This window comes from Xylophilus sp. ASV27 (assembly GCF_016428875.1).
Taxonomy (GTDB): Bacteria; Pseudomonadota; Gammaproteobacteria; order Burkholderiales; family Burkholderiaceae_C; genus Xylophilus.
Window position 1 is genome coordinate 22,240 of the sequence record NZ_JAELTO010000021.1, and the last position, 26,698, is coordinate 48,937.

Genomic DNA, 26,698 nt, shown 5'->3' on the forward strand with positions numbered 1-26,698 from the left:
GGTTGCGCGCCCGGCCGACTGATCCACCCGCACCCGGGCGGCTCGCCAGCCGATCCGCCGCCAGCCTCCCGCGTCCGCGCCTGCCGCGCGGATCGGCTCCATCGCCGTTTCTCCTGCCCGTGACGGGGCCGCGCCAGCCCGCGCCCGTTCCGGCCTGCCTGTGTCCTTGCATGGGGCTTCCGCTTCCGAGGAGTCCGGCCATGTCCATTACGCGTCCCGACCTTGCTGTGCGCCCGGGCGCACACGCTGCGCATGCGCCCGTCGCTGCGCCGTCTTCGGCGCTGCCGCCCCATGACGCTGCCGCGCTCGCGTTCGTGCAGTCCGTGGACGGCGATGCCGCCTGGTCCTCCCGCCGCATTCGCGGCTTTCTGCTGACCTGGAAGCGTCATGAAGATCCGCAACACTGACGGCCTGTGCCGCGCCCTGGGCGCGACGGCCGCCGGCCACCGCGTGGACCTGGTGCGTCCGCCGCTCGACGAGCCCGGTGCCGCGGCCCGGCGCATCGGTTGATCCTGACGCAAGAGACGACCATGGAAGCAATCAGGAACCTCAACCTGGCCTCGCTGCTCGACACCTTCGTCAGCCTGACGACCGCGTTCGTGCTGGGCAGCCTGATCGGCCTGGAGCGCCAGGTGCGCCAGCGCACCGCCGGACTGCGCACCAACACCCTGGTCGCCGTCGGCGCGGCGGTGTTCGTCGACATGGCCAACCGCATGAGCGGCCACGACGGCGCGGTGCGCGTGGTGGCCTATGTCGTGTCGGGCATCGGCTTCCTCGGCGCCGGGGCGATCATGAAGGAGGGCGCCAACGTCACCGGCCTCAACACCGCCGCGACGCTGTGGGGATCGGCCGCGGTCGGCGCCTGCGCCGGGGCCGATCTGATTGGCGAAGCGTTGATTGCGGCGCTGTTCGTGCTGGCCAGCAACACGCTGCTGCGGCCGGTGGTCAACCGCATCAACCGCCGCCCCGTGGACGAGGAAGCGAGCGAGGCGACCTACCGGGTCTACGTGGTCTGCCGGCGCGATGCGCAGGCGGAGCTGCGCGAGAAGATCGTCGAACTGCTGGAGGCGGCGCAGTACCCGGTGCGTGAAGTGGAGCAGCATGCCTTCGGCCAGACCGACGCCGAGATCCAGGCCACCCTGTACGCCACCGCCGTGGACTCTTCCGAGCTGGACCGCGTCACTGCTGCGCTCCAGGCGCAGCCCGGCGTCTCGCACGCCTTCTGGGACTCCAGCGCGGAGGAGTGAGCGGCGGCGGCCCCTGCCTTGAAGGGTCATGCGACATGTAGGCTTGCCTGGCACCAGACGCTACACTGTTCCTGAGAGCAGGGCAGAGAATTTGGATTCACGCAAAGGGGCATGCATGCGGCACGCTACCGCCGTTCCAGCCACCACCCATGCGCTTGGGCAGGAGCAACTGGACATTCGCGAGTACGAACTGCGCGAACCTCTGGGCGCGGGAGGCTATGGCACGGTGTTCCTGGCCCGACAGCGCAAGACCGGCGCGATGGTCGCGGTCAAGGTCGTGAAGCTGTCCGAGGACATGCGCCGCATCGCCCGCTTTCACCGCGAAACGGAACTGTGCGCCAGGCTGCGGCATCCCCACATCGTCCAGTTGCTCGACAAGGGGCGGCAGGGGCCGTACGTGTACGGTGTCTTCGAATATGTGCCCGGCGAAACGCTCAAGAGCCTGATACAGCGCAATGGCGCTCTGACCCCGGTGGAGGCGGCGCGCATCATGGCCGAGGTTCTGGACGCGCTGGACTGCGCCCACAAGATGGGCATCGTCCATCGGGACTTGAAGCCGGACAACGTGATGCTCATGTCCACCGGCGCGATCACCCACGCCAAGGTGCTGGATTTCGGCGTCAGCACGGTGGTGCCGCAGGCGCGCGACGCCCAGTTCTCGTCCCTGACCATGACCGACGAATGCCTCGGGACGCCTTCCTACAGTGCGCCCGAGCAACTGCGCGGGGAACTGCCCAGCGTGCAGTCGGACCTGTACGCCTGGGGCCTGATGTTCCTCGAGTGCCTGACCGGCGCGCCGGTGATGAAGGGCACGTCGGCCGCCGAGATCTTCCACCAGCAGTTGAGCAGCCAGGAGGTGCCGCTGCCGCCGGAGATCGCCGGCCACCCTCTGGCGAGCCTGCTGCGCCGCGCGCTCAAGAAACGGACCGCCGAGCGCAGCGCCTCGGCCGAGGCGCTGCTGCTGGAGCTGGGGCGAATCCGCCTGGATGACCTGGTCGGCACGCTGGATGCGGACCGTGCGCCGTCGCACGAATACCTGGCCCAGACGGTGATCACCAAGCGCAGCTTCTCCGAGAAGCGGCAGGTCACGGTTCTGTGCTGCAGCGTCTCCATCTGGCCGACAGCAGACGACCATGGCATGCCTATTTCGGACATAGAAGACCTTGAGCTGATGCAACGGCAGGAATTCAGCCTGTTCGCGGACGCCGCCACGCGGCGCGGCGGCGTGCTGGCGGGATCGCTCGGAGGGCGGATGCTGGTGCTGTTCGGCTACCCGCGGACCTCCGATGCCGATGCGCGCCAGGCCGGCATGACCGCGCTGGAACTGGCCGACCTGGGCCGTCGCAGGACCGCGGCGATCAAGGAGGAGGAGGGCGCGCACCTGGTGGTGCGCATGGGGCTGCACACCGGGATGGTGGTGGTCTCTGGCGGCGAAACGCCCTCCGGCCACGCCGTGAACATCGCCATGCGGCTGGAAAGCGAGGCGCCGGCGGGCGCCATTCTGGCCAGCGAGAGCTGCTACCAGTTGCTGCGCAGTTTCGCCAATGGGGAAGAGGCCGATGCGCTGCGGATGCCGGCTTCCTGTTTGCCCATTCGGACCTATCGCCTGAGCGGCGAGTACCTGTCCCTCGCCGCCACGGCCACGCTGCCCGGCAGGAGCAGGCTGCCATCGCGCAAGTGCATCGGGCGTGAGCGCGAGCTCGAGCAACTGTTGCAGCAATGGCGAGGCGCCGAACTGGGTACCGGTAGCGCGGTGCTGCTCAGTGGCGAAGCGGGCATCGGCAAGTCGTGTGTGGTCGAGACGTTGCGCGATCGCCTCGAAGAGGACCGTCACCGCGTCATGGCTTTCCAGTGCCTGCCGGAGTACCGCAACAATGCCCTGGCGCCGATCCTGCCTCTGCTGCGCCAGCAGTATGACGGTACGGCACCCGGGCTTGCCGCGCATGAGGCCCGGGACCGCCTGCAGGATGCCCTGAGCGCGGCCGGCTGCGATGCCCGCCGGGTGTTGCCGATCTTCTGCTCGTGGCTTTCGCTGCCGCTCGGCCCCTATGCCGAAAGCCAGATATCACCGGCGCTGCAAAAGGCGTTGCTGTTGCAGTCGATCGCCCGGTGGCTGCTCCATCAGGCGCAGTCGGCGCCCTTGCTGGTGGTGGTGGAAGATCTGCACTGGGTCGATCCCACCACGGTCGAGCTGCTGGAGCATGTCGCGGCCGCCTTGTCCAGGAGCCGGATGCTGCTGGTGCTGAGCGCGCGCACCGGATGGGATTGCCCGCCCGCGTTGCAGGCCGCGCACCTGCCGATCGCACGACTGGACGACGCGCAGGCCGCGCAGATCGCGCGCCAATTGCTGGCACCCAACACCGTCGACCCGGCCGTCATCGACAACATCGTGGGCCGCACCGACGGCGTTCCGCTGTTCGTCCATGAACTCACGCGCATGCTGCGCGACACCTACCTGGTCGACAAGGGCGGCGCGTGGTTCTTCAAGAGTTCGGCGCGGCCGGTCGACGTTCCCGTCACCCTCCGGGACTCGCTGATCAGCCGCTTCGACCGGCTCGGACCGGTGAAGGAGCTGCTGCAGCTCGCGGCCACCATAGGCCGGGAATTCGACCTCGAACTGCTGCAGTCCTGCTCCGGCAAGACCCCGCAGTCCGTGGCCGACGGCCTGGCCGCATTGCTCGATGCCGGGCTCATCGTGCGCGCGGCCGATTCCGACGCGGCGGGTTTCATCTTCCGCCATGCGCTGATCCGCGATGCGGCGTATGAATGCATGCTGGCGGTGCAGCGCCGGCAGCAGCACTGGATCGTGGCCCAGACCCTGGCGCGCCTGTACCCGCTGCGCGCGACCAAAGAGCCCAGCAGCATCGCGCAGCACTACGCCGATGCCGGGGACCATGTACAGGCCGTGGCCCATGCCATCCAGCAGTTGCGCATCACGCAGCACCGCGCCTTGAACGACGAGACCATCGCCTACGCCGAAGTGGTGGACCGCTGGATCGACCGGCTCGAGGGCGTCGGCCAGCGTGAGGCGCGCCTGGATCTCAACGGCTACGTGACCCAGGCGCTCATGAACAAGTACGGCTGGGCGCATGCGCAGGTGAAGGAGAGGATCGCCCTGTCGGAGTCGCTGCTGACCGGCACGGTGGCCACGGAGAAGGAAGTCCAGCACCTGTGGGCCATGATCACCTATCACCACGTGGCCAGCCACCGGCAAGAGGTCCGGCACTTGGGCTACCGGCTGCTGGATCTGGCCGGCGAACGCCAGGATACCGGCGCGCGGGTGGCGGCCCATACCTACCTGGGCCTGGCGCACTATTCCGACGGCAATTTCTACGCCGCTGAGCGGGTGCTGACCCAGGCCATCGAAGGCTATTCGGTCCGCGCGCACGCGCACCACGCCAGCTACTTCGGATTCGACACCCGGGTCTGGGCTGCCGCGGGTCGGGCGCTGGTGCGGTGGTTCACCGGCGAGCATGCGCTCGCGCAGATGGATGCGGCCAATGCCGTTGGATGGGCGAGGGCGCTGTCGCACATTCCTTCGCTGGGCATGGCGCTGCTCTATCAAAGCGTCGGCCACCAGCACCGGGGCGACAAGCAGGCCGCGCTGCGGTCCACCGCCGAGTTGCTGCATCTCACGGCACGCTATGGGCTCCCGGCATTCGCAGGCTACGGGCAAGCCATACGCTGCTGGGCGCTGGGAGAGATCGATCAGGCGGACGAGGCGCTGCAGGAGCTTTGGCAGATGGGCTGTGCCTATTGCCAGACCTACTACCGCTCGCTGGCCGCCGAGGTGCTGGCCGAGCGCGGCCGTTGGAAGGAGGCGATCCAGCGCATCGATGAGTGTCTGCAGTTGGCCGAGCAACTGCAGGAAGGGCTCTATGGTGCCGAGCTTCACCTGCGCAAGGCGCAGTATCTGCAGGAAGCTGGCAGCAGTCCCGCCGCCATAAGCCCCAGCCTCCTGCTGGCCGCTCGCCTGGCCCGCGAAGGAGGAAAGCTGAAAACCGAATGGGACGCCCTGAGCGCGCTGCAGGCACTCCACCCCGGGCAGGAGAGGATCGCTGCGCGCCTGGGCGATATAGCTGCCGTGCGCTCGGATTTGCAAACATGGCACTCGAATCCGAGCTATGCTTACATTTCCTAACCACCGAGGAGTTCTTCATGGCAATCCACCAGGGCGGGGAACCGCTACTTGAATTTCGACTGGCCTATCTGCGTGCCATCGCGCGATCCTGGGACGATCCTGCCTACCAGGAAGAACTGCTGGCGCAGAAGGACATCCAGCCCATCCTGCACCGCGACTTCGGCTTGAACACTTGGTGGCCCAATCTCGACATCGTCCTCAACCGCAGCGCCGATCCGGCCGAGCAGACCGAATGGAAGCCGGAACTGACGGCGGGCTGGATCGGAATGGACGACGGGTTCTCCGTGGTGCTGCCGCAGGCCCCCAAGGCCAAGGCCACCGAAGCACTGGCTGCCTACTACCAGATGTTCCCGGACTTCATGGGATCGGTGACCACCTTCGACGACGGCGCCACCTCGGTGCTGCGCGGCGCCTTGCCCACCAGCCTGGGCATCCCCAGCGGCGGAACCGATTCGCTGCTGGCTTTCGGCGGTGTGGTGCTGCGGGCCGTCACGCTCGCGTGGCAGTCTCCGGAGTTCCTCAAGCAACTGACCCGGTCGGGCGAAACGGATACGGACGCGGCGCCGGTGCTGAGCCAATGGCTGGGCTACAACAACCCGTTCAACTTCCAGGTCAAGTTCGTCACCAACCCGGCATTCACCTGGGATGCCGAGGCGGGTGAGTGGAACCGGACGAACGATGACGGCAGCCCGATCAAGAACGCCATCGTGCTCAACTATCCCGTGGCACCGGCAGTGGAGCATATGCGGCCGATCGCGCTGACCTCGTACAACAACACGGGTAGCGCCTATCCCTTCACCTGCTGAAGACGTTGCGGCGGGCGCTGGCGATGTGCCCTGGCCTGCCCTGCAGGGTGCCGCCGCGACCATGCTGTTGACCCTGTCGGCCCGTGCCGCGGCGCACAGGGTCGCTCCCGACACCGGCTTTTCCGATCCGCTGGCGCAGCAGATCGTTTCCAGACTGCCGCTCGATGTCTCGGGCTATGCGCAAGACGCGGCCTTTGTTCGGGGCACGGCGTTGCGGGCGGCGCTGTTCGACCGGCTCGCCGCCGAGTTCTTCCTGTCCCATCCGCAGGGCATGGCCATCACGCTGGGCGCCGGCCTTTGCACGCGCAGGAGCCGCATCCTTGCGAGCCTTCCCGGCAGCCAGGCCGCGGACTGGGTGAACATCGACCTCCCCGAAGCCATACACCTGCGCGAGCGCTACATGGATGCGCCGAGCGCGGGGCGCAATCTCAGCTGCTCGATTCTGGAGCCGGCATGGTTGGAACAGGTCGGCCTGCGGCCCGGCAGGCCGGTGCTCCTCCTCATGGAAGGGGTGTGTCCCTACCTCGCCAAGGCGCCGCTGGAAACGCTGCTGCAAGGTCTGGCCGAACGTCTGCAGCAGAGCCGCAGCATGGGGCGATTGGTGCTGGACTATGTGCACTCCGATCTCGTGCATCTGCCCATGGACGTCGGCGGAATGCGCTTGCCGGTGGTATGCGGCTTCGACACGGCTGGGGAGATCGCCCGGCTGCACCGCTCGATGCGGATTCTCTCGGAGGAACATCCGTTCTCTTCATTTTCGAACCAGCATCGGCTCTTCGAGGCGGCATTCCAGGCGGTGCGGCGCCGTTGGCCCTACACGGTGCTGAGTCTTGGCCTGGGCAAGGAAGGCGATGGATAGGGGCGCCTGGACGGATCTCTACGGCGGCATTTTCCGGTGGCATGGCCGCTATCTGCCGCCGGCGACGGGGCCGGGCTGGCTGCAACTGATTGGCGAGACCGGGGCCTATCGGTTCGATTCGCCAATCGTGCTCGCACTCGCGCAGGTTCTTGCTCGGGGCGATAGCCTGGAGTCGTATTGCAGGAGCCACGAGAGTGCGGCGGGCCTGCTCGCTGGAATGCTGCATGCGCTCGACGGTCTGCTGCGGCAGGGTTTCGTCCAGCCCGCGGCGGGGCTTTGCGGCGAAAACTACCACACGCCGGACTTTTCCCGGCCGTTCGTCCGCACATCCCTCGCGCATGGCGCCGATGCCATCGTGCTGTCGGAGTTGATCGATGCCGCCGATGCCGCGAACTGGGCGTCTTCGGCATACGAGGCGCAACCCGGCCGCGGCAGCCTCACGTTCGTCTTCTGCGACGACTATCTCGACACGCGGCTCGAACGGATCGACACCGAGCAAACGGCCATGGGCCGCGCCTGGCTGCTGGTCCGGCCCGCCGGAGAGCAGGCCATGCTCGGCCCGCTGTTCAAACCACGCGTGCCGGGGGCTGCATGCTGGCACTGCCTGGCGCACCGGCTGATGCGCAACCAGCCGGCGCGCGCCTGGTGGCAGGCGCACAGCGGCGGCCCTGTGCCGGCACTGCCGGTGCGCCACGGCCCTGCGCTCCTGCAGGGCAGGTGGCGCACGCTGCAACCCTGTCTGCAGGAAGTGCTGGCGGGCAGCAGGCACGGCCTGCTGTTCACACCGCCCGACTCCGGCGATCCGGTCGGCACGCCAAGGGTACATGCCGTCACGGCGCGGCCGCAGTGCGCGCGTTGCGGCAACCCGGGCTTGCTGGCCGAGCAGCAGCGGCGCCCCGTCGTGCCGGCCTCCTGCCTGCGCTTGCGCCAGCGCGATGGCGGCTCTCGCAGCATGCCGGCTGCCGACACCGTGCAGCGACTGCTGCCCGAGTTGAGCGCCTTGTGCGGCGCCATCACCGAGGTCGCGCCTCTCGGAGAAGAGGACGGCGACGGCTTGCGCGTGTATCGCAGCGGCATTTTCAGAACCCCGTTGAGCGAGGGTGCTGCGCCGCCGCCGGAGTCCTGGTTGCAGTGGTGCCTGGGCAAAGGCATGTCCGCAGAACAGTCCCGTGCCAGTGCCATGTGCGAGGCGATAGAGCGCTACGCGGCCTTCTACCAGGGCGACGAGGCGCTCGTCACCGCCGCGGCGGAGGAGCTGGATGCCCGCTGCATACCGCCGCAGGCGCTGGCGTACTTCAGCGCACGTCAGCACGAAACCGGCGAGGCGCGCAGGCTGAGCGCCGGCACGCTGCTGCAGGCGCCAGTGGCGCCAGAACCCGGCGAGACGATGTCATGGGCACCCGCCTGGTCCCTGACCCACCAAGCGAGGTGCTATCTGCCCCTGGGCTATTGCTATGCCCATGCGCCGGCGCACAGCACACGCCATGCCGGATGGACGTCGAACGGCTGTGCCGCCGGAAACACCCTCGAGGAGGCGATCCTGCAAGGCCTGCTCGAACTGGTGGAGCGCGATGCGGCGGCCATCTGGTGGTACAACCAGCTTGCGAGGCCGCGTGTGGATCTCGATGGGCTGCGGCCTGAATTCCGCGCGCGGGTGGGCCGCACGCTCGGGCCCGCATGGCGCCATTGGGTCATGGACATCCGCCATGACTTCGGCATCCCGGTGGCAGCGGCCGTCGGGCACCACCAGCACAGTGGCGCGTGGGCCGTCGGATTCGGCTGCAGCCTGGACGCGGCGGTCGCGTGCGAGCGGGCCCTGACGGAGATCTGCCAACTGGTCGCCGCGGGCAAGCAGTTCGCCGTGGCAGACGCCCATTCTGCATTCCTGCTCGGCGCGGCAGCTGCCGGCGCCACGCCACGCCTTCGATCGGAGTGTGCGCAGTCCTCCGATATCGCGGACGAGATCGGCGCCTGCGTGCGTGCGGCCCGGGCACTCGGGATGGAGGTCCTGGCGCTGGACTACAGCCGGCCGGACATTGCGCTGCATTGCGTGAAAATGGTGGTGCCGGGCCTGTGCCATATCTGGCCCGAGCGGGCGAACCCGCGGCTCTACCAGGTGCCGGTCACGATGGGTTGGCGCGATCGGCCCCTGGTCGAAGAAGAACTGAATCCCCAAGGACTGTATGTCTGAGCGGGTGCTCCGTGCCGTCAGGATGGCGGCGATGGAACTGCGCGAGGGCAAGACGACTTCATGGCAATTTTCTGGAACAAGCACTCCGACAGCGGCGTCATGCTGCGCCCGATCCATGCGTTCGGACGTCACCCCTCGGCATGCCAGACCGTCATACCGGCGGCGGACGTGTCGAAGATCCATGCGCTGGTACGCTGGAACCAGAACCGCTGGGAGATCATCGACCAGAGCCGCAATGGGACGCTGGTCAGTGGCCGGCGTCTGCCCACCGGCCACTGGACGCCTCTGGCGCTGGGCATGGAAATATGCCTCAGTGCCAGCATGGGTGCGATCTGGACGGTCAATGACCTGAGCCCGCCGGCCACCTGTCTCTTTCCGCGCGACGGGCGCGGCAGTGCCATAGCCCTCAGTCCGCAGGGCAACCTTCTGCCCACTGCCGCGCAGCCCGAGCTCAGCATCTACGTGCTCGATGGGCACTGGATGCTGGAGCACATCGGCGGCCTGGACCACCTGGCCGATGGCGCCACGGTGCAGACCTCGGGCAACGCCTGGGAGTTCGTGCTGTGCGCCGATGTGGAGTCCACGAAGGAAACCCAGGCCGCAGGCGCAGGGCTCGATCTTTCGGAGCTGACCTTGCACTTCGAAGTCAGCCAGAACGAAGAGCACACCCGGCTCAATCTGGTGCTGGGAAGCGAATCGATACCGCTGGGGGAGCGCATCCACCACTACACCCTGGCCACACTGGCGCGGCTGCGCCTGCAGGACGCGGTCAGGGGCCTGGATGCGCAGAGCCAGGGATGGATTGCGCTGGAGGAACTCTCGCGCATGCTCGACGTCGATCCGTCGTACGTCAACATCCAGATCTTCCGGGTCAAGCACCAACTCAGCAATGCCCTGCCGCAGCCGGGCCCGCTGCCGCCGCTGGTCGAGCGCCGGCGTGGCGAGATCCGCTTCGGGGGCTATGCCTTCACCGTCAGAAAGGGCACGGTCTACGAGGGTGGGCTGCGCTAGATGGCCGCCGGAGGGCTCTTGCTCGGCGAGGGCGAAAGGCTGGCGCAGCAGGGCCGCGCGCCGCAGCGCAATGCCGAGCAGGCCGCTTGCCGCGGCGGCCTGCCGGACGCGCCGGGCCTGCTCGATTCGATCCGCGAAATGCGCCGCCAGTGGCGGGTCGCCCCTGTGCACGCCCTGGTGCAAGGGGAAGCGGTCTTCGAGGCACGGCTGCCGCCGGCGCGCCGGGAGGCGGCCCATCTCACGCTCGAATCCCTGCGTCGTGCCGGCCTGAGGGAGATCGGCAGCCGCATGGCGCCCCTGCCAGCCGGCGGCGCAGCACTGACGATCTTCGTCGCAGGCGGCGAGCCGGCGGTCTGCCGATGGGAGGCGCTGCTGGAGTCCGGCGCACACCCGGCGCGCCATGCCGTCGAGCATGTGCACTGGCCCACGGCGCAAGACAAGCTCCGGGGCGAGATGCCCGAGGCCGGCAAGCCCGGAGTCTTCGAGCTGGTCCTGCATGCGGGCGAGGGCGACGCAGACACGCTTGCGGCCTTCCATGCGCTCTGCCTGCAACACGGTATTCAGCCGGACCCGGAGCGTCAGATCCGCGCGGGTGGCCTGACCTTCCTGCGCGTGGTCGCCACCGCGGCCCAGGTGCTGGCCGTGGCCGATTTCGGCTTCCTGCGACTGGCCAGGCGGGCCCGGGCCCTGCAGGCGCGCGTCCCACCGCTGCCACGCCGCACGCTGCGCAGGCCCGCAGCGCCGCCGCCATTCGCCGCGCCGCCGAGCCCGTGCGAGCGGGCCGCGATCTTCGACGGCGGGCTGGGCGTGGCCGACATGGGGCCTTGGGCGCGCGAGCATGCCTACCCCGAGACGGCCGCCACGGCGCGCGCGTTCCTCATGCACGGCACGGAGGTCACTTCCGCCTTCCTGTTCGGTCAGGCGGGCCAGGGCGCCGCGTTCCGGCGCCCGGTGATGGGGGTGGACCACTACCGCGTACTCACCCCGGACTCGTACCAGGACCCCGATCTGTTCGACGTCCTGCTGCGCATCCAGCGCGAACTGCAGGTAGGCCGCCACCGCTTCGCCAACATCAGCCTGGGCCCGCGCATGCCGATCCAGGACGATGAGGCGCACGTCTGGACGGCGGTGCTGGAGCAGACCTGCGCGCGCCACGACATCCTGCTGACCGTCGCCGCCGGCAACGATGGCGAAGCGGGCGACGCCCGCCGCATCCAGCCGCCGGGCGACATGGCCAATGCCCTCACCGTGGGCGCCTGCGACCGCAGTGGTGCGGCATGGCAACGCGCGTCCTACAGTTGCTGCGGACCCGGGCGCGGAGCCGGGCCGCTCAAACCCGACGGCCTGGCTTTCGGCGGCTCCCGGCAGGAACTGCTGGCGCTGTACAGCCCCTTCCAGCGCGCCGTCGTCGGGCTGGCGGGCACCAGCTTCGCCGCGCCCCTGGTGCTGCGCGCGGCGGCCGAGCTGGCGGCCCGCGCCGCCGACCGGCTGTCCGCGCTGGCCCTGAAGACCTTGCTCATCCACCATGCGGCGCCGCATCCGGACGGGGCAACGGCCGAGACCGGCTGGGGCCGCTTCACGGACGACGGGGCGGCCCTGCTGGCATGCGCTCCCGACGGCGTCACCGTGCTGTTCCGCGCCGCCATTGCCGCGGGTGAGTGCTGGCGCTTCTCCATCCCCTGGCTGCCGGCCGACACCCTCTGCATCACGGCCAGCTTCTGCGCCGGAGTCAGCCTGGGGCCGGAGCACGCCAGGGAGCGCGCCGGTCCGGGAGCGGAGATCAGCTTCCGGCCGCTGGCGGGGCGGGGCGACCTGCGCGCCAGTCCGTTCTTCCTCGATGCGCCCGCTGCGGCGCCCGAATCGGGCCTGGTCCTGCACCGCCAGCGCTGGCGGGGCGGCGCGGGCCTCGACCGGCCGGTGTTCGACGTGGGCTACTGGGCGGGCATGGCCGCGGACGCCATTCCGGCCGGAGCGGCCCCTGTTCTCGAATGCGTCCTGGCCGTCAGCCTGCAAGCGCCCGGCGTGGCCGATTGCTACGAGCGCGTCCGGGCCCGTCACCCTGGCCTGCGCCCGATCCGTCTCCGAACCCCGAGCGAGGCGGGCTGATCGAGCGTTTTCAAGAAAAAAGTCCTTGAAGCCCAGGTTTTATTTGGGCTGTATGCTATATATTTTGTAGCAAAACGATGCCGCCGCCAGGCGGCCCGGGCTATGGCACACTCGCCCGCTCCTGTCCTTTTTCGCGTTCACCTTCCCTCGCCGGTCCCCTGGCCGCGCGCCGAGACATGCAGAAAATTCTTCGCCAGATCGCTTCCGAAATCCGCGTGACCGAGCAGCAGGTGCGCACCGCCGTCGAGCTGCTCGATGGCGGGGCCACCGTGCCCTTCATCGCCCGCTATCGCAAGGAGGCCACGGGCGGCCTGGACGACATCCAGCTACGCGAGGTGGAAGCCCGCCTGTCCTACCTGCGCGAGCTGGAGGAGCGCCGCGAGTCGGTGCTGAAAAGCATCGACGAACAAGGCAAGCTCACCCCGGCCCTGCGCGCGGCCATCGAGGCCGCGCCCACCAAGCAGGAGCTGGAAGACCTCTACCTGCCCTACAAGCAGAAGCGCCGCACAAAGGGCCAGATCGCGCGCGAATTCGGCATCGAGCCGCTGGCCGACAAGCTGTTGGACGACCCGACGCTGGACCCGGCCGTGGAAGCCGTGGCCTTCACCCGCCCGCCCGAAGTGCTGGACGACGGCAAGCCTGGCGCGGATTTCTCCACCGTGCCGGCCGTGCTGGACGGCGTGCGCGACATCCTGTCCGAGCGCTGGGCCGAAGACGCTGCCCTGGTGCAGGGCCTGCGCGAATGGCTCTGGGCCGAAGGCCTGCTGCAGAGCAGGAAGGTCGAAGGCAAGGACGAACAGAACCCCGACGTCGCCAAGTTCCGCGACTACTTCGAGTACGACGAGCCGATCGCCCGCGTGCCCTCGCACCGCGCGCTGGCCGTGTTCCGGGGCCGCACGCTGGGCATCCTGGAAGCCAGGCTGGTCACCCCCACGGTGGAGGACGCGCCCGCCACCGGCCGCGGCGCGCCGCCCTCGCTGGCCGAAGGCCGCATCGCCCAGCACCTGGGCTGGAGCCACGCCGGGCGCGCGGCCGACGAGCTGCTGCGCAAGTGCGTGGCCTGGACCTGGCGCGTCAAGCTCAGCCTGTCCACCGAGCGCGACCTGTTCGCCCGGCTGCGCGAAGACGCCGAGCGGGTCGCCATCAAGGTCTTCGCCGACAACCTGCGCGACCTGCTGCTGGCCGCGCCGGCCGGCCCGCGCACCGTCATGGGCCTGGATCCGGGCATCCGCACCGGCGTCAAGGTGGCCGTGGTGGACGCCACCGGCAAGCTGGTGGATACCGCCACCGTCTTCCCGCACGAGCCGCGCAGGGACTGGGACGGCGCGCTGCATACGCTGGGCAGGCTGTGCGAGAAGCACGGCGTGGACCTGATCGCCATCGGCAACGGCACGGCCAGCCGCGAAACCGACAAGCTGGCCGCCGACCTGATCAAGCTGCTGTCCAAGGCCAGCGAGCGCCGCATCGAGAAGGTCGTGGTGAGCGAGGCCGGCGCATCGGTCTACTCCGCCAGCGAGTTCGCCAGCCAGGAGATGCCCGACGTGGACGTGAGCCTGCGCGGTGCCGCCAGCATCGCCCGCCGCCTGCAGGACCCGCTGGCCGAACTGGTCAAGATCGACCCCAAGAGCATCGGCGTCGGGCAGTACCAGCACGACGTCAACCAGAGCGAACTGGCGCGCACGCTGGACGCCGTGGTGGAAGACTGCGTCAACGCCGTCGGCGTGGACCTCAATACCGCCAGCGCGCCGCTGCTGGCCCGGGTGTCGGGCCTGTCGGGCAGCGTGGCCAAGTCCGTGGTGCGCTGGCGCGAAGCCAACGGCGCCTTCGCCAACCGCCAGCAGTTGCTGGCCGTCACCGGCCTGGGCGCCAAGACCTTCGAGCAGAGCGCGGGCTTCCTGCGCATCCGCGGCGGCGACAACCCGCTGGACATGACCGGCGTGCACCCCGAGACCTATCCGGTGGTCGAGCAGATCATCGCCCGCATCGGCCAGCCGGTGGCCTCGGTCATGGGGCGGGCCGACATGCTCAAGACCCTGCGGCCCGAGCTGTTCGCCAATGAGCGCTTCGGCGTCATCACGGTCAGGGACATCCTGTCCGAGCTGGAGAAGCCCGGCCGCGACCCGCGCCCCGACTTCAAGGTGGCACGCTTCAACGACGGCGTGGACGACATCCAGGACCTGCGCGAGGGCATGGTGCTGGAGGGCACGGTGAGCAACGTCGCCCAGTTCGGCGCCTTCGTGGACCTGGGCGTGCACCAGGACGGGCTGGTGCACGTGAGCCAGCTGGCCTACAAGTTCGTCAACGACGCGCGCGAGGTGGTCAAGACCGGCGACATCGTCAAGGTGCGCGTGGTCGAGGTCGACGTGGAGCGCAAGCGCATCGCCCTGAGCATGAAGCTCGACGGCGGCGGCGCCGGCGCCCGCCGCGACGCGCCCCGCGAGAACCGTTTCGAGGCTGCCGGCCGCAGCCAGCCGCGCCGTCCGGCGCCGGCCGCGCCCCAGGTCGGCGGCGCCATGGCGTCGGCCTTCGCGCGGCTGCAGAACCGCGGACCGGGCAAATGAACGGCCCGCGCGCGAGGCGGTAATGACCCGGGCGCTTTCGGTGGCAGCGCCCCGGACCAACGCCCCGCCACCAGGAGCGGTTCCATGGAGCTGAACGCTTTGCTGGCCTCGCCCACGGCCATTCCCAGCATCCCCAAGGTGGTGGCGCTGCTGCTGAACGAGTTCGATCAAGAGGCGCCGGACCTGCGCAAGATCAGCCAGCTCATCGGCACGGACCCCGGCCTCACCGCCCGCGTGCTGCAACTGGCCAATTCGACCTTTCTCCAGCCGTCGCAGCGCATCGGCGGCGTGTCCGAGGCGCTGGCCATCCTGAGCCTGGCCCATGTGCGCAGCCTGGTCAGCACCGCCTCGCTCGGTGGCGCGTTCCGCTCGGTGCCGGGCATGAACATGCAGCAGTTCTGGCGCTACAGCCTGGACGTCGCCAGGATCTCGCGCTCGCTGGCAGGCCTCGTGCACCAGAACCTCGGTACGGCCTTCTCCGCGGGCCTGGTCCATGCCGTGGGCGAGCTGGTGATGCACAGCGGCATGCCCGAAAAGATGCTGGCGCTCGACGCCTCGGTGCCGCCGCTGGACCTGCGCCGCGCCCGCGTGGAGCATCGCGTCTTCGGCTACAGCTATGCACAGGTCAGCGCCGGCCTGGCCCGCAACTGGCAGTTCCCGGCGCAGATCGTCGATGCGCTGGGGCACCAGCATGCGCCCTTCGACGAAGAGGCCTGCGAGCCGCTGGCCGGCATCATCCACCTGGCCGCCTGGCGCGCCCGGGCCCGCGAGGCCGGGCTGGGAGAGCGCGAACTCGCCACCAGCTTCCCGGACCTCGTCGGGCTGGCCCTGGGGCTGGACATCGACGCGGTGCTGCAGCAGGACCCGATCGACTGGACGAGCAGCACCGAGGCCGGCCCGTTCCTCTGAGTGCCATTTGCCTGGCTGCGCCCCGGCACGCCTAGGGTAACGCTGAATAAGTCCGCGTGGTGGCGCGCGCCCTGGTGTGGGATGGGATGCAAGGCGCAAACCGCAGCCATAGCCGCAGCTATGGCGAGGATTTGCAACGCCGCAGACCGCCCACAGCAGGGATGCGCGACACGCGAGGGACTTGTTCAGCGTTGCCCTAGGGTTGTCACTCTCTTCAAGCGTGTGACTTCTGGCTATGTTGGCCCAGGCCTGCGCTGCGGCATGACGCCGCGGCTGCCAGCCCCACCATCGGAGACATGTGCCATGCAGTTCAGTTTCAAGCTCCTGACCGTCGCCGGCGCCATCGCGTTCTCGGCCGGCGCCTTCGCCGCCGACCCGATCAAGATCGGGGTGGACGGGCCATTCACCGGAGGCTCGTCGTCCATGGGCGTCAGCATGCGCGACGGCGTGCGCCTGGCCACCGAAGAGATCAACAAGGCCGGCGGCGTGCTCGGCCGCAAGATCCAGCTCATCGAACGCGACGATGAAGCCAAGAACGAGCGCGGCGTGCAGATCGCGCAGGAATTCATCAACAAGGAGAAGGTGGTGGCCGTGGTGGGCTACATCAACACCGGCGTGGCACTGGCATCGCAGCGCTTCTTCCAGGACGCCAAGATTCCGGTGCTGAACAACGTGGCCACGGGCTCCGTCATCACGCACCAGTTCGACAAGGACCCGGACAACTACGTCTTCCGCAACGCCGCGCATGACAGCATCCAGGCCCCGATGATCGTGGAGGAGGCCATCGTGCGCCGCGGCTTCAAGAAGGTCGCCATACTGGCCGACTCCACCAACTACGGCCAGCTCGGCCGGGAAGACCTGGAGAAGGCGCTCAAGAGGAAGGGCATCACGGCGGTCGCCGTGGAGAAGTTCAACATCAAGGACGTCGACATGACGGCCCAGTTGCTCAAGGCCAAGGAGGCGGGCGCCGAGGCCGTGCTGACCTACGGCATCGGCCCCGAACTCGCCCAGATCGCCAATGGCATGACCAAGCTGGGCTGGAAGGTGCCGATCATCGGCAGCTGGACGCTGGCCATGGCCAACTTCATCGACAACGCGGGTCCGGGCGGAGACGGCGCGCGCATGCCGCAGACCTTCATCCAGGAGCCGACCACGCCCAAGCGCAAGGCCTTCATCGACGCCTTCCTCGCGACCTTCAAGCCGAAGAACAACCGCATGGATTCGCCGGTGTCCGCAGCGCAGGGCTACGACTCGATCTACCTGCTGGCAGCGGCCATCAAGCAGGCCGGCAGCACCGACGGGCCGAAGATCAAGGCGGCCCTGGAAGACCTGCAGACGCCGGTGGAAGGCGTGGTGACCACCTACAACAAGCCTTTCTCCAAGACCGACCATGAGGCGATCACCGCCAACATCCCGGTGTTCGGCGAGGTCAAGGGCGGCCGTGTGGTCTTTGCCAGCGCCGACGACCAGAAGAGCGCGTCCCAGGTTCGCCTGAAGGATGTCGCGGCCAATGATGCACTGATGAAGTAGGCGCGGCCTGCATGCCGGCGCCGCCCCGGGAACTCCCGCGGCGGCGCATTTTTTGGTCCACGCCTTTCGAAAGCCGCCATGCAAATCCTCACGCAACTCATCTTCAGCGGCATTGCGCTGGGCATGATCTATGCCGTCATCGCGTTTGGCTACCAGCTCACCTTTGCCACCTCCGATACCCTCAATTTCGGCCAGGGCGACGCCCTGATGCTGGGCGCGCTGGTCGGCCTGACCCTGGTCAACGCAGGCGTGAACTACTGGCTGATGATTCCCCTGGTGTGCCTGTTCGGGGCGCTCCAGGGCGCGGTGGTGGAGCGCATCGGGGTGCGGCCGGCGATCAAGATCAGGTCGGAGTTCGGCTGGATCATGTCCACCATCGCGCTGGGCATCATCTTCAAGAACGTGGCGGAAAACGTCTGGGGGCGCGATGACCTGAAGTTCCCGTCGCCGCTGCCGGAGTCTCCGATCAAGTTCCTCAACGCCAACGTGCTGCCGATGGAGATCCTGGTGGTGGCCGGCGCGATCCTGATGATGCTGGCGGTCGAGCTGTTCAACCGCCGCTCCATCTACGGCAAGGCCGTGGTCGCCACCTTCAATGACCGCGATGCGGCCAAGCTGATGGGCATCAATACCGGGCTCGTCATCACCTTCTCGTATGCGCTGTCGTCGATGACGGCCGCATTTGCCGGCGTGCTGATCGCGCCGCTGACGCTCACCGGCGCCACCATGGGGGCGGTGCTCGGCCTCAAGGCCTTCGCCGTCGCCATCATCGGCGGGCTGACCAGCGGCATGGGCATCGTGCTGGGTGGCATCATCCTCGGCATCGCGGAGACCACCACCGGCTTCTACCTCAGCACCGGCTACAAGGACGTGCCCGGCCTGGTGCTGCTGCTCATCGTGCTGGCGGTGCGCCCGGCCGGCCTGTTCGGCAAGACGGCGATCAAGAAGGTGTGAGCACGGTGTCCGAGAAAATGAAAACCAGCCACCGCCTGCTGGCCATCGCAGGGGTTGCCGCGCTGCTGCTGTTCCCGGTCGGCATCGACAACCCGTACTACATCCATCTGCTCGAAACCATCATGATCTATGCGATCGTGCTGTTCGGCCTGGACATCGTGGTCGGCTACACCGGCCAGGTGTCGCTCGGGCATGCGGGGCTGTTCGGGCTAGGCGCCTATGTGGCCGGCGTGCTCGTGCTCAAGCTGGCGGCGCCGTTCTGGATCACCGTGCCGGTCGCCATCCTGTTCACGGCCGGCTTCGGCGCGCTGCTGGCCCTGCCGGCGCTGCGGGTGTCGGGACCGTACCTGGCCATGGTGACGCTGGCCTTCGGCACCATCATCCAGATCCTCATCAACGAGATGAGTTTCCTGACCGAAGGGCCCATGGGCATCAAGCTCGAGAAGCCCGCGCTGTTCGGCCACAAGCTCGACGAGCGCGAGTACTACTGGGTGGTGGCGGTGCTGATGGTGCTGGCGCTGCTCGTGGTGCACCGCATCCTGCGCTCGCACCTGGGGCGGGCCTTCGAGGCGCTGCGTGGCAGCCCGGTGGCGTCGGACTGCATGGGCGTCTCGGTCTACCGCTACAAGGTCTACGCCTTCGTCATCAGTGCCGGCTTCGCGGGCCTGGCCGGCTGCCTGTATGCGTACTCCGAGCAGTACATCTCGCCCAACACCTACAACTTCGAACTCACGGTGCTGTTCCTGCTCGCCGTCATCATGGGCGGGCGCAAGAGCCGCATCGGCGCCATGCTCGGCGCCACCATCATCGTGCTGCTGCCCAAGCTGCTGGACGACGTGGTGCTGTTCCGCTACGTCTCGGTGGCGCTGGCGGTGGCGGTGGTGGCCACGGCAGCCGTGGCCATCCGGCGCGGGCGCGCCACTGCGGTGCAGATGGCCATCCCCGTGGCGGGCAGCATGGCGCTCGCGGGCCTGTCGTTCTGGCTGGACACCATGACCGACTGGCGGCTCTCGATCTTCGGCGTGATCATGCTCTTCGTCGTGTACTACCTGCAGGACGGCATCGTCGGCTTCGTGCGCAAGGCCATCAACATCCGCACGCCCCAGCCCCGCGCGCCGAGCGTGGAAGAGGGCGGGGCACAGTCCGACGCGGTATTCACCGCCGCGCATGCCGGCGCGTCCGGCGATCTGCTGCAGGCCCAGGGCGTGCTGATGCAGTTCGGCGGCCTGAAGGCGCTCAACGACGTCGACCTGACCATCCGGCGCGGGTCGATCCATGGCCTGATCGGCCCGAACGGCTCGGGCAAGAGCACCATGATGAACGTGCTGACCGGCATCTACGTGCCGACCGCCGGCAGCCTGGTGTTCGCGGGCCGTTCGCTGGTCGGCCGCACCTCGGCGGACATCGCGCTGTCCGGCATCGCGCGCACCTTCCAGAACGTGCAGTTGTTCGGCGAGATGAGCGCGCTGCAGAACGTGCAGGTGGGCCTGCACCACAGCTTCCGCAGCAACCTGTTGGACGTGGCCCTGGGCACGCCGCGCTACCGGCGCGAGAGCGAAGCCGCCGCGGCCCGCGCGCTGGGCCTGCTGCAATTCGTCGGACTGGAGTCCTTCGCGGCCGAGGAGGCGCGCAACCTGCCCTATGGCAAGCAGCGCCTGCTGGAGATCGCGCGCGCACTGGCGCTCGATCCGCAGCTGCTGCTGCTCGACGAGCCGGCCGCAGGCCTGACCGCCCCGGACATCAAGGAGCTGATGGTCATCATCCGCAAGATCCGCGAGCATGGCGTGACCTTGATCCTGATCGAGCACCACATGGATGTGGTGATGGGCATCTGCGATACCGTGTCGGTGCTCGACTTCGGCCAGAAGATCGCAGAAGGCGTGCCTGCCGCGGTGCAGGCCGACGAGAGGGTGATCGAGGCCTACCTGGGCGGGCAGGATGCCGCCACGGCCACCGCCTGAGGAACGCAGCATGCTGAAGATCCACAATCTCTTCGCCGGCTACGGCAAGGTGGAGGTGCTGCACGGCATCTCGATCGAGGTGCCCCAGGGCAAGGTCGTGACCCTGATCGGCTCCAACGGCGCCGGCAAGACCACCACCATGCGGGCCGTCTCCGGCATGATCGCCCCGGGCGCGGGAGAGATCACGCTCAACGGCCAGCGCATCGACGGCCTGGAGTCCTACGACATCGCCAAGCGTGGCCTGGCGCATTCGCCCGAGGGGCGGCGCGTCTTCGCGACCATGACGGTCACCGACAACCTCACGCTCGGCGCCTTCCCCCGCCTGACCGGCAGCCGGCCGCGCGGCGACGTGGCGGCCGACCTCGAACGCGCACTGGAGCTTTTCCCCCGGCTCAAGGAGCGTCGCACGCAACTGGCCGGCACGCTCTCCGGCGGCGAGCAGCAGATGCTGGCCATGGCGCGCGCCGTCATGCTCAACCCGGACGTCGTGCTGCTCGACGAACCCTCCATGGGCCTGGCGCCGATCCTGGTGGCCGAGGTGTTCCGCATCATCGGGCGGCTCAAGAGCGAAGGCGTGACCATGCTGCTGGTCGAGCAGTTCGCGGCCGCGGCATTGGGCGTGGCCGACTACGGCTACGTGCTGGAGAACGGCCGCATATCCCTGCACGGCCCGGCCGAGAAGCTGCGCAACGATCCTGCGGTCAAGGCCGCCTACCTGGGCGGAGGGCATTAGGGCAACGCTGAACAAGTCCCTCGCGCGTCGCGCATCCCTGCCGTGGGCGGTCTGCGGCGTTGCAAATCCTCGCCATGGCTGCGGCCATGGCTGCGGTTTGCGCCTTGCATCCCATCCCACACCAGGGCGCGCGCCAGCGCGGGGACTTGTTCAGCGTCGCCTTAGAGAACCTTCTGAGACAGAATGCGGCGCACCCCAACCGCACACAGAACGAGGACATGCCATCTCCGCACACACCGCAGCGCCACGTGGCGCGCGCGCTCGCACCCCTTCCAAAAGCCGCCAAGCCCGCACTCGGCGCGCCTTCCCGCTGATGCAGGCGCCTGCCTTGACGCCCGCGATGCGCGGCGTGCTGCAGGGCATTGCCCGCGCCGGCCATGCGCCGATGCAGACCCTCACGCCGCAGCAGGCGCGCCAGGCCTACGCCGCGGCGGCCGAGGTATTGGAGGTGCCGCGCGCCGCCCTGCCGCGCGTGGAGGACTTTACCATCGCCGCGCGCGACGGCCATGCGCTGCCGCTGCGGCTGTACGCGCCCGTGGCCGCAGGGCAGGGCGCGGCGCCGCTGCCGGCGCTGCTCTACCTGCACGGCGGCGGCTTCACCATCGGCGCGGTCGCCACGCATGACACGCTGTGCCGCGAGCTGGCGCGGCTGGCCGGCTGCGCGGTGGTGTCGGTGGACTACCGGCTGGCGCCGGAACACCGCTTCCCGGTCGCCCACGACGACGCCTGGGATGCGCTCGCGTGGCTGCACCGCGAGGGCGCCGGCCACGGCATCGACGCCCGCCGCATCGCCGTCGGCGGCGACAGCGCCGGCGGCACGCTCGCCGCCGCCAGCGCACTGCAGGCCCGCGACGCCGGCCTGCCGCTGGCGCTGCAACTGCTGTTCTACCCCGGCTGCGGCGCCTGGCAGGACACCGGATCGCACCGGCGCTACGCCCAGGGGCCGATCCTGAGCAGGGAGCTGATCGCCTGGTTCTTCGGCCTCTACCTGCGCGACGACGCCGACCGCGAGGACTGGCGCTTCGCCCCGCTGCGGGTGCCCGACGCCGAAGGCGTGGCGCCGGCCTGGTTCGGCCTGGCCGAGTGCGACCCGCTGCTGGACGAAGGCCTGGCCTATGCCGACCTGCTGCGCGCCGCCGCCGTGCCGGTGGGGCTGGAGCTCTGGCGCGGCGTCACCCACGAATTCATCAAGATGGGCCGCGTCGTGCCGCAGGCGCGGCAGGCCCATGCCGCCGCTGCCGCCGCGCTGCGCCAGGCCTTTGGAACCGCCCCATGACCCACGCCGCCGCCCGCCCCGCCGACTTCCGTGTGCGCCACCGCCTGCGCGTGCGCTGGGCCGAAGTCGACATGCAGAAGATCGTCTTCAACGCCCACTACCTGATGTACTTCGACACCGCCGTCACCGACTACTGGCGCGCGCTGGCGCTGCCCTACGAGTCGGCCATGCACCTGCTGGGCGGCGAACTCTACGTGAAGAAGGCCACGCTGCAGTACCACGCCTCGGCCCGCATGGACGACCTGCTGGAAGCTGCCGTGCGCTGCGCCCGCATCGGCAACAGCTCCATGGGGTTCGAGGGCGCGATCTTCCGCGATGGCCGGCGGCTGATCGAGTGCGAGCTGGTCTACGTCTTCGCCGACTCGGCCACCCAGACCGCGCGGCCGGTGCCGCCGGCGCTGCGCGCCCTGCTGCAGGACTTCGAGGCCGGCGCCGGCGTGACCGAGGTCCGCTCCGGCCCCTGGGCCGCGCTGGGCGCACATGCCGCCAGCATACGCACCGAAGTCTTCATCCAGGAGCAGGCGATTGCGCCCGAGGACGAGTGGGACGCCGACGACGCCGGCGCCGTGCATGCCGTGGTCTACAACCGCCTGGGCCAGCCTTTGGCCACCGGCCGGCTGCTGCGGCACGCCGAGGGCGTGGGCCGCGTCGGACGCATGGCCGTGCTGCGCGCCCTGCGCGGCGCCCACCTGGGGCGCACGGTGCTCGACGCGCTGCTGGCCCAGGCCCGGGCACGCGGCGACCGCGAAGTCATCCTGCACGCCCAGTGCAGCGCGCAGGGCTTCTACGCGCAGGCCGGCTTCACCCCGACGGGCGCGCCCTTCGACGAGGTCGGCATCCCCCACATCGGCATGCGGCTCTGCTTCTAGCTTACGGTGCTGGCGCTATATTTAATATAGCTGGAAGCCCAGGTGATACCTGGGCTTGAGCCATTTTTGATACGGAATTTTCAGATATCGTCGAGCAGCGCGTAGGGCAGCGGCTGCAGCACCAGCGCCGGCCCCTGGGGCGAGCCGACGCGCAGCAGGCCATCTGCGGCCGCACGGGTCTGCAGCGACACCAGCGCATCGAAGCCGCCTGCGGGCGCGGCGGCGGCCTGCACCACGGTGCCGCAGGGCTGGCTGTCGTCGCTCGAATGGAACACCTCCGCGCCCACCGCAGGCTCGGAGTCCGAATGCGCCAGGTAGGCGCGGCGCTTGAGCGTGCCGCGGAACTGGCTGCGCGCCACCACTTCCTGGCCCGGGTAGCAGCCCTTCTTGAAATTGACGCCGCCCACCGACTCGTAGTTGAGCATCTGCGGCACGAACAGGTCCACCAGCGGAGCGGTCAGCGTCGCCACGCCGCTGGCGACCTCGCCCCAGCGCCAGAGTGCTGGCGCGAGCGAAGGTCCGGCAGGTGCCGGCCCGCCTGACGGCGCCACCCACAGCGCCCGCACCTGGCCCGCGGCCGGCGGCAACACCACCAGGTCCACCCCTTCGGCCGGATGGGTCCTGGACCAGGTCGGCCCCACGGCACCGGCCGCGGCGGCGGCTTCGCCCGCAAGGCCCCAGAGCGCCACCTCGGCCGTCGCATCGGTCAGCTTTGCCTTGGCGCGCAGGACGAACATCGACAGGCGCTTGAGCGCGGCGGCCAGCAGGTCGCGGCTGCAGACCAGCAGCACCTCGCCGGGCCCGCGCACGACGCCCACGAAGCTCGCCTGCATGCGCCCCTTGGCCGACAGGAACGCCGCCAGCCGCGCCTGGTCGGGCGGCAACAGGACGAAGTCCTGCGTCAACTGGCCCTGCAGGAAGGCCACGGCATCGTCGCCCGCCACGCGGAGGGTGCCCAGATGTTCGAGAGGGGTGATTCCGTTCAGGGTCGCTGTCATGCGCTGAATTATCATGCCCGGTTGATGTCAGGAAGGACACGCTGGGCTTGAAAACACTACGTCGACTACTGGTGCTGGTCCTGCTGCTGCTCCTGGCCGCGGGCGGCACCGCCTTCTGGTGGCTGCACCAGCCGCTGCCCCTGCCGGCCGATAGCGTCGATCTGTCCATAGAACCCGGCCGCACGCCGCGCGGCGTGGCGCAGGACGTGGCCAATGCCGGCGTGCGCGTCGATCCGCGCGTGCTGTGGCTGTGGTTCCGCCTGTCCGGGCAGGACCGGCAGATCCGCGCCGGCAGCTACGAGCTGGACCGCAGCACCACGCCGCGCAGCCTGCTGTCCAAGCTGGTGCGCGGCGACGAGGCGCTGCGCGCCGTGACCCTGGTGGAGGGCTGGAACTTCCGCCAGGTGCGCGAGGCCCTGGCCAAGGCCGAGCAACTGCGCCCGGACACGGCGGGCCTGGCCGACGCCGCCATCATGGAGCAGCTGCAGCGCCCGGGCGTGCCGGCCGAAGGCCGCTTCTTCCCCGATACCTACACCTATGCCAAGGGCTCCAGCGACCTGGCCGTGCTGCGGCGCGCGCTGCGCGCCATGGACAAGCGGCTGGAGGCGGCCTGGGCCCAGCGCGCGCCCGACACGCCGCTGCGCAACGCGGACGAGGCCCTGGTCCTGGCCAGCATCGTCGAGAAGGAAACCGGCCGCGCCAGCGACCGCGGGCTGGTCGCCGGGGTATTCGCCAACCGCCTGCGCATCGGCATGCCCCTGCAGACCGATCCCACGGTGATCTACGGCATGGGCGCCGCCTTCGACGGCAACCTGCGCAAGAAGGACCTGCTCACCGACACCCCCTGGAACACCTATACCCGCGCCGGCCTGCCGCCCACGCCGATCGCCATGCCCGGCCGCGCCGCGCTGCTGGCCGCCGTGCGGCCCGACGCCACCACCGCGCTGTACTTCGTCGCGCGGGGCGACGGCAGCAGCCACTTCAGCCCTTCGCTGGACGAGCACAACCGGGCAGTCGACCAGTACCAGCGCGGCCTCGCGCGCGGCCTGCCGCCCGCCGCGGTCCGGCAGGATCGCCCCCCGGGCACGAAAGCAGAGTAGATGCAGGACGGACTCTTCATCAGCTTCGAAGGCATAGACGGTGCCGGCAAAAGCTCGCACATCGACGGCCTGGCCGAGGCGCTGCGCGCGCAGGGCAGGGCGGTGCTGCTGACCCGCGAGCCCGGGGGCACGCCGCTGGCCGAGAAACTGCGCACCCTGCTGCTGCACGACGCCATGGACCCGCTGACCGAGAGCCTGCTTGTCTTCGCCGCGCGGCGCGACCATCTGCAGCAGGTGATCGAGCCGGCCCTGGCGCGCGGCGAGGTCGTGCTGTGCGACCGCTTCACCGACGCCACCTTCGCCTACCAGGGCGCCGGCCGCGGCTTCGACCTGCGGCTGCTGGCCGCGCTGGAGGCCTGGGTGCAGGACACGGGCGAGGGCCGCGTGCGCCAGCCCGACCTGACCTTCTGGTTCGACCTGCCGCCCGAGGTGGCGGCGCAGCGCCTGGCCGGCAGCCGGGCCCCCGACCGCTTCGAGGCCCAGCCCGAAGCCTTCTTCCGCCGCGTGGCCTCGGGCTACGCAGCGCGCGCCGCCGCCGCGCCCGCGCGCTTCGTGCGCATCGACGCCAACCTGCCGCGCCCAGCCGTGGCGCAGCAGGTGCAGGCCGCCATGGCGCGGCGCACCGGCCCCGCAGGAGGGGCGCCATGAGCGCCGCGCCTCTGGCGCCCTGGATCGCCCGCCAGCTCGGCAGCTTGCTGGCGCAGCGCGGCCACGCCCTGCTGCTGCAGGGGCCCTCGGGCCTGGGCCAGTACCCCCTGGCGCTGGCGCTGGCCAGCGCCTGGCTCTGCGACGCTTCCACGCCCGAGGGCCTGGCCTGCGGCCAGTGCGCAAGCTGCCACGCGATCGAGGTGCGCACCCATGCCGACCTGCGCGTGCTCATGCCCGAGGTGCAGATGCAGGCCCTGGACTGGCCGCTGCCGGAGAAGGCGCAGGCCGAGATCGACGACAAGAAGCGCAAGCCCAGCCGCGAGATCCGGGTCGAGGCTATGCGCGATGCGGTCGAGTTCTCGCAGCGCACCGACGCGCGCGGGCGCGGCAAGGTGGTGCTGGTCTACCCGGCCGAGCAGATGAACGCCATCACCGCCAACGCGCTGCTCAAGACCCTGGAGGAGCCCACCGGCCAGGTGCGCTTCGTGCTGGCGAGCGAGGCGGCGCACCAGCTCATGCCCACCATCCGCAGCCGCTGCCAGGCCCACACCATGCTGTGGCCGTCGCAGCAGGAAATGCAGGCCTGGCTGGCCGGGGAGGGCGTGGCGCCGGAAGATGCCGCGGCGCTGCTGCGCGCCGCCGGCGGCCGGCCCGCCGACGCCCTGGCGCAGGCCCGCGCCTGTCTCTTATACACATCTGTGTAAAGAGGGGGGGGGGGGGGGGGGGGGGGGGGGGGGGGGGGGGGGGGGGGGGGGGGGGGGGGGGGGGGGGGGGGGGGGGGGGGGGGGGGGGGGGGGG

At 69.5% G+C, this 26,698-nt stretch carries 20 protein-coding genes and 1 pseudogene; 20 read left to right on the forward strand and 1 reads right to left on the reverse strand.

Annotation, left to right across the window (positions count from 1 at the left end):
* The first annotated feature begins 200 nt into the window (after positions 1–200).
* The 17 genes from JHD63_RS06800 (at position 201) to JHD63_RS06875 (ending at position 23,154) form a co-directional block, all read left to right on the forward strand.
* Entirely contained in the window at positions 201–407 is a 207-nt protein-coding gene (locus tag JHD63_RS06800) for a hypothetical protein (protein WP_198969988.1), read from the forward strand.
* Positions 388–510, forward strand: a complete 123-nt coding sequence (locus tag JHD63_RS24540) for a hypothetical protein (protein ID WP_255519254.1) — start codon at positions 388–390, stop codon at positions 508–510. The genes JHD63_RS06800 and JHD63_RS24540 overlap by 20 nt, the downstream gene beginning before the upstream one ends.
* Before the next feature lie 20 nt (positions 511–530).
* A complete protein-coding gene (locus tag JHD63_RS06805) occupies positions 531–1,247 on the forward strand; it encodes an MgtC/SapB family protein (protein ID WP_198969989.1) in 717 nt (238 codons plus the stop codon).
* Positions 1,248–1,362: 115 nt separating this feature from the next.
* Entirely contained in the window at positions 1,363–5,388 is a 4,026-nt protein-coding gene (locus tag JHD63_RS06810) for a TOMM system kinase/cyclase fusion protein (protein WP_198969990.1), read from the forward strand.
* A 17-nt stretch (positions 5,389–5,405) separates the two neighbouring features.
* Positions 5,406–6,194, forward strand: coding sequence for a BMA_0021/BMA_0022 family TOMM bacteriocin (locus tag JHD63_RS06815; RefSeq protein ID WP_198969991.1), 789 nt, complete (start codon positions 5,406–5,408; stop codon positions 6,192–6,194).
* A 61-nt stretch (positions 6,195–6,255) separates the two neighbouring features.
* Positions 6,256–7,053, forward strand: coding sequence for a class I SAM-dependent methyltransferase (locus tag JHD63_RS06820; protein ID WP_198969992.1), 798 nt, complete (start codon positions 6,256–6,258; stop codon positions 7,051–7,053).
* Positions 7,046–9,244 (forward strand): TOMM precursor leader peptide-binding protein, encoded by a 2,199-nt coding sequence (locus JHD63_RS06825; protein WP_198969993.1) that lies wholly within the window; start codon positions 7,046–7,048, stop codon positions 9,242–9,244. The genes JHD63_RS06820 and JHD63_RS06825 overlap by 8 nt, the downstream gene beginning before the upstream one ends.
* 60 nt (positions 9,245–9,304) lie before the next feature.
* A complete protein-coding gene (locus JHD63_RS06830; RefSeq protein WP_198969994.1) occupies positions 9,305–10,255 on the forward strand; it encodes an FHA domain-containing protein in 951 nt (316 codons plus the stop codon).
* The gene (locus JHD63_RS06835) at positions 10,256–12,361 is read left to right on the forward strand and encodes a S8 family peptidase (RefSeq protein WP_198969996.1); all 2,106 of its coding nucleotides are present in this window, start codon (positions 10,256–10,258) and stop codon (positions 12,359–12,361) included.
* Positions 12,362–12,537: 176 nt separating this feature from the next.
* Positions 12,538–14,922: a Tex family protein gene (locus JHD63_RS06840; RefSeq protein WP_198969998.1), complete on the forward strand. Its 2,385-nt coding sequence runs from the start codon at positions 12,538–12,540 to the stop codon at positions 14,920–14,922.
* 84 nt (positions 14,923–15,006) lie between these two features.
* The gene (locus tag JHD63_RS06845; protein WP_198969999.1) at positions 15,007–15,831 is read left to right on the forward strand and encodes an HDOD domain-containing protein; all 825 of its coding nucleotides are present in this window, start codon (positions 15,007–15,009) and stop codon (positions 15,829–15,831) included.
* A gap of 303 nt (positions 15,832–16,134) precedes the next feature.
* Positions 16,135–17,361 (forward strand): ABC transporter substrate-binding protein, encoded by a 1,227-nt coding sequence (locus JHD63_RS06850; protein ID WP_198970000.1) that lies wholly within the window; start codon positions 16,135–16,137, stop codon positions 17,359–17,361.
* Positions 17,362–17,439: 78 nt separating this feature from the next.
* The gene (locus tag JHD63_RS06855) at positions 17,440–18,315 is read left to right on the forward strand and encodes a branched-chain amino acid ABC transporter permease (protein WP_198970002.1); all 876 of its coding nucleotides are present in this window, start codon (positions 17,440–17,442) and stop codon (positions 18,313–18,315) included.
* A 17-nt stretch (positions 18,316–18,332) separates the two neighbouring features.
* A complete protein-coding gene (locus JHD63_RS06860; RefSeq protein ID WP_198970009.1) occupies positions 18,333–20,276 on the forward strand; it encodes a branched-chain amino acid ABC transporter ATP-binding protein/permease in 1,944 nt (647 codons plus the stop codon).
* A gap of 10 nt (positions 20,277–20,286) precedes the next feature.
* The gene (locus tag JHD63_RS06865; RefSeq protein WP_198970003.1) at positions 20,287–21,009 is read left to right on the forward strand and encodes an ABC transporter ATP-binding protein; all 723 of its coding nucleotides are present in this window, start codon (positions 20,287–20,289) and stop codon (positions 21,007–21,009) included.
* Positions 21,010–21,322: 313 nt separating this feature from the next.
* On the forward strand, positions 21,323–22,285 hold the full coding sequence (locus JHD63_RS06870; RefSeq protein WP_445327098.1) for an alpha/beta hydrolase: 963 nt from the start codon (positions 21,323–21,325) through the stop codon (positions 22,283–22,285).
* Positions 22,282–23,154: a YbgC/FadM family acyl-CoA thioesterase gene (locus JHD63_RS06875; protein WP_198970004.1), complete on the forward strand. Its 873-nt coding sequence runs from the start codon at positions 22,282–22,284 to the stop codon at positions 23,152–23,154. Before JHD63_RS06870 ends, JHD63_RS06875 begins: the two co-directional genes overlap by 4 nt.
* An 80-nt stretch (positions 23,155–23,234) precedes the next feature.
* Here JHD63_RS06875 and ygfZ read toward each other — a convergent pair whose 3' ends face one another.
* Entirely contained in the window at positions 23,235–24,152 is a 918-nt protein-coding gene (gene ygfZ, locus JHD63_RS06880; protein WP_198970005.1) for a CAF17-like 4Fe-4S cluster assembly/insertion protein YgfZ, read from the reverse strand.
* A 47-nt stretch (positions 24,153–24,199) separates the two neighbouring features.
* Here ygfZ and mltG point away from each other — a divergent pair, with 47 nt between their 5' ends.
* From mltG to JHD63_RS06895, 3 genes and pseudogenes are all read left to right on the forward strand, one after another.
* Positions 24,200–25,252: an endolytic transglycosylase MltG gene (gene mltG / locus JHD63_RS06885; protein ID WP_233167733.1), complete on the forward strand. Its 1,053-nt coding sequence runs from the start codon at positions 24,200–24,202 to the stop codon at positions 25,250–25,252.
* Complete coding sequence (tmk, locus tag JHD63_RS06890; RefSeq protein ID WP_198970006.1) at positions 25,253–25,900, forward strand: dTMP kinase; 648 nt, start codon at positions 25,253–25,255, stop codon at positions 25,898–25,900.
* Positions 25,897–26,580 (forward strand): annotated as a pseudogene (locus tag JHD63_RS06895) (DNA polymerase III subunit delta'); the annotation flags it as partial. The gene tmk and the pseudogene JHD63_RS06895, both read left to right, overlap by 4 nt.
* Positions 26,581–26,698 lie beyond the last annotated feature (118 nt).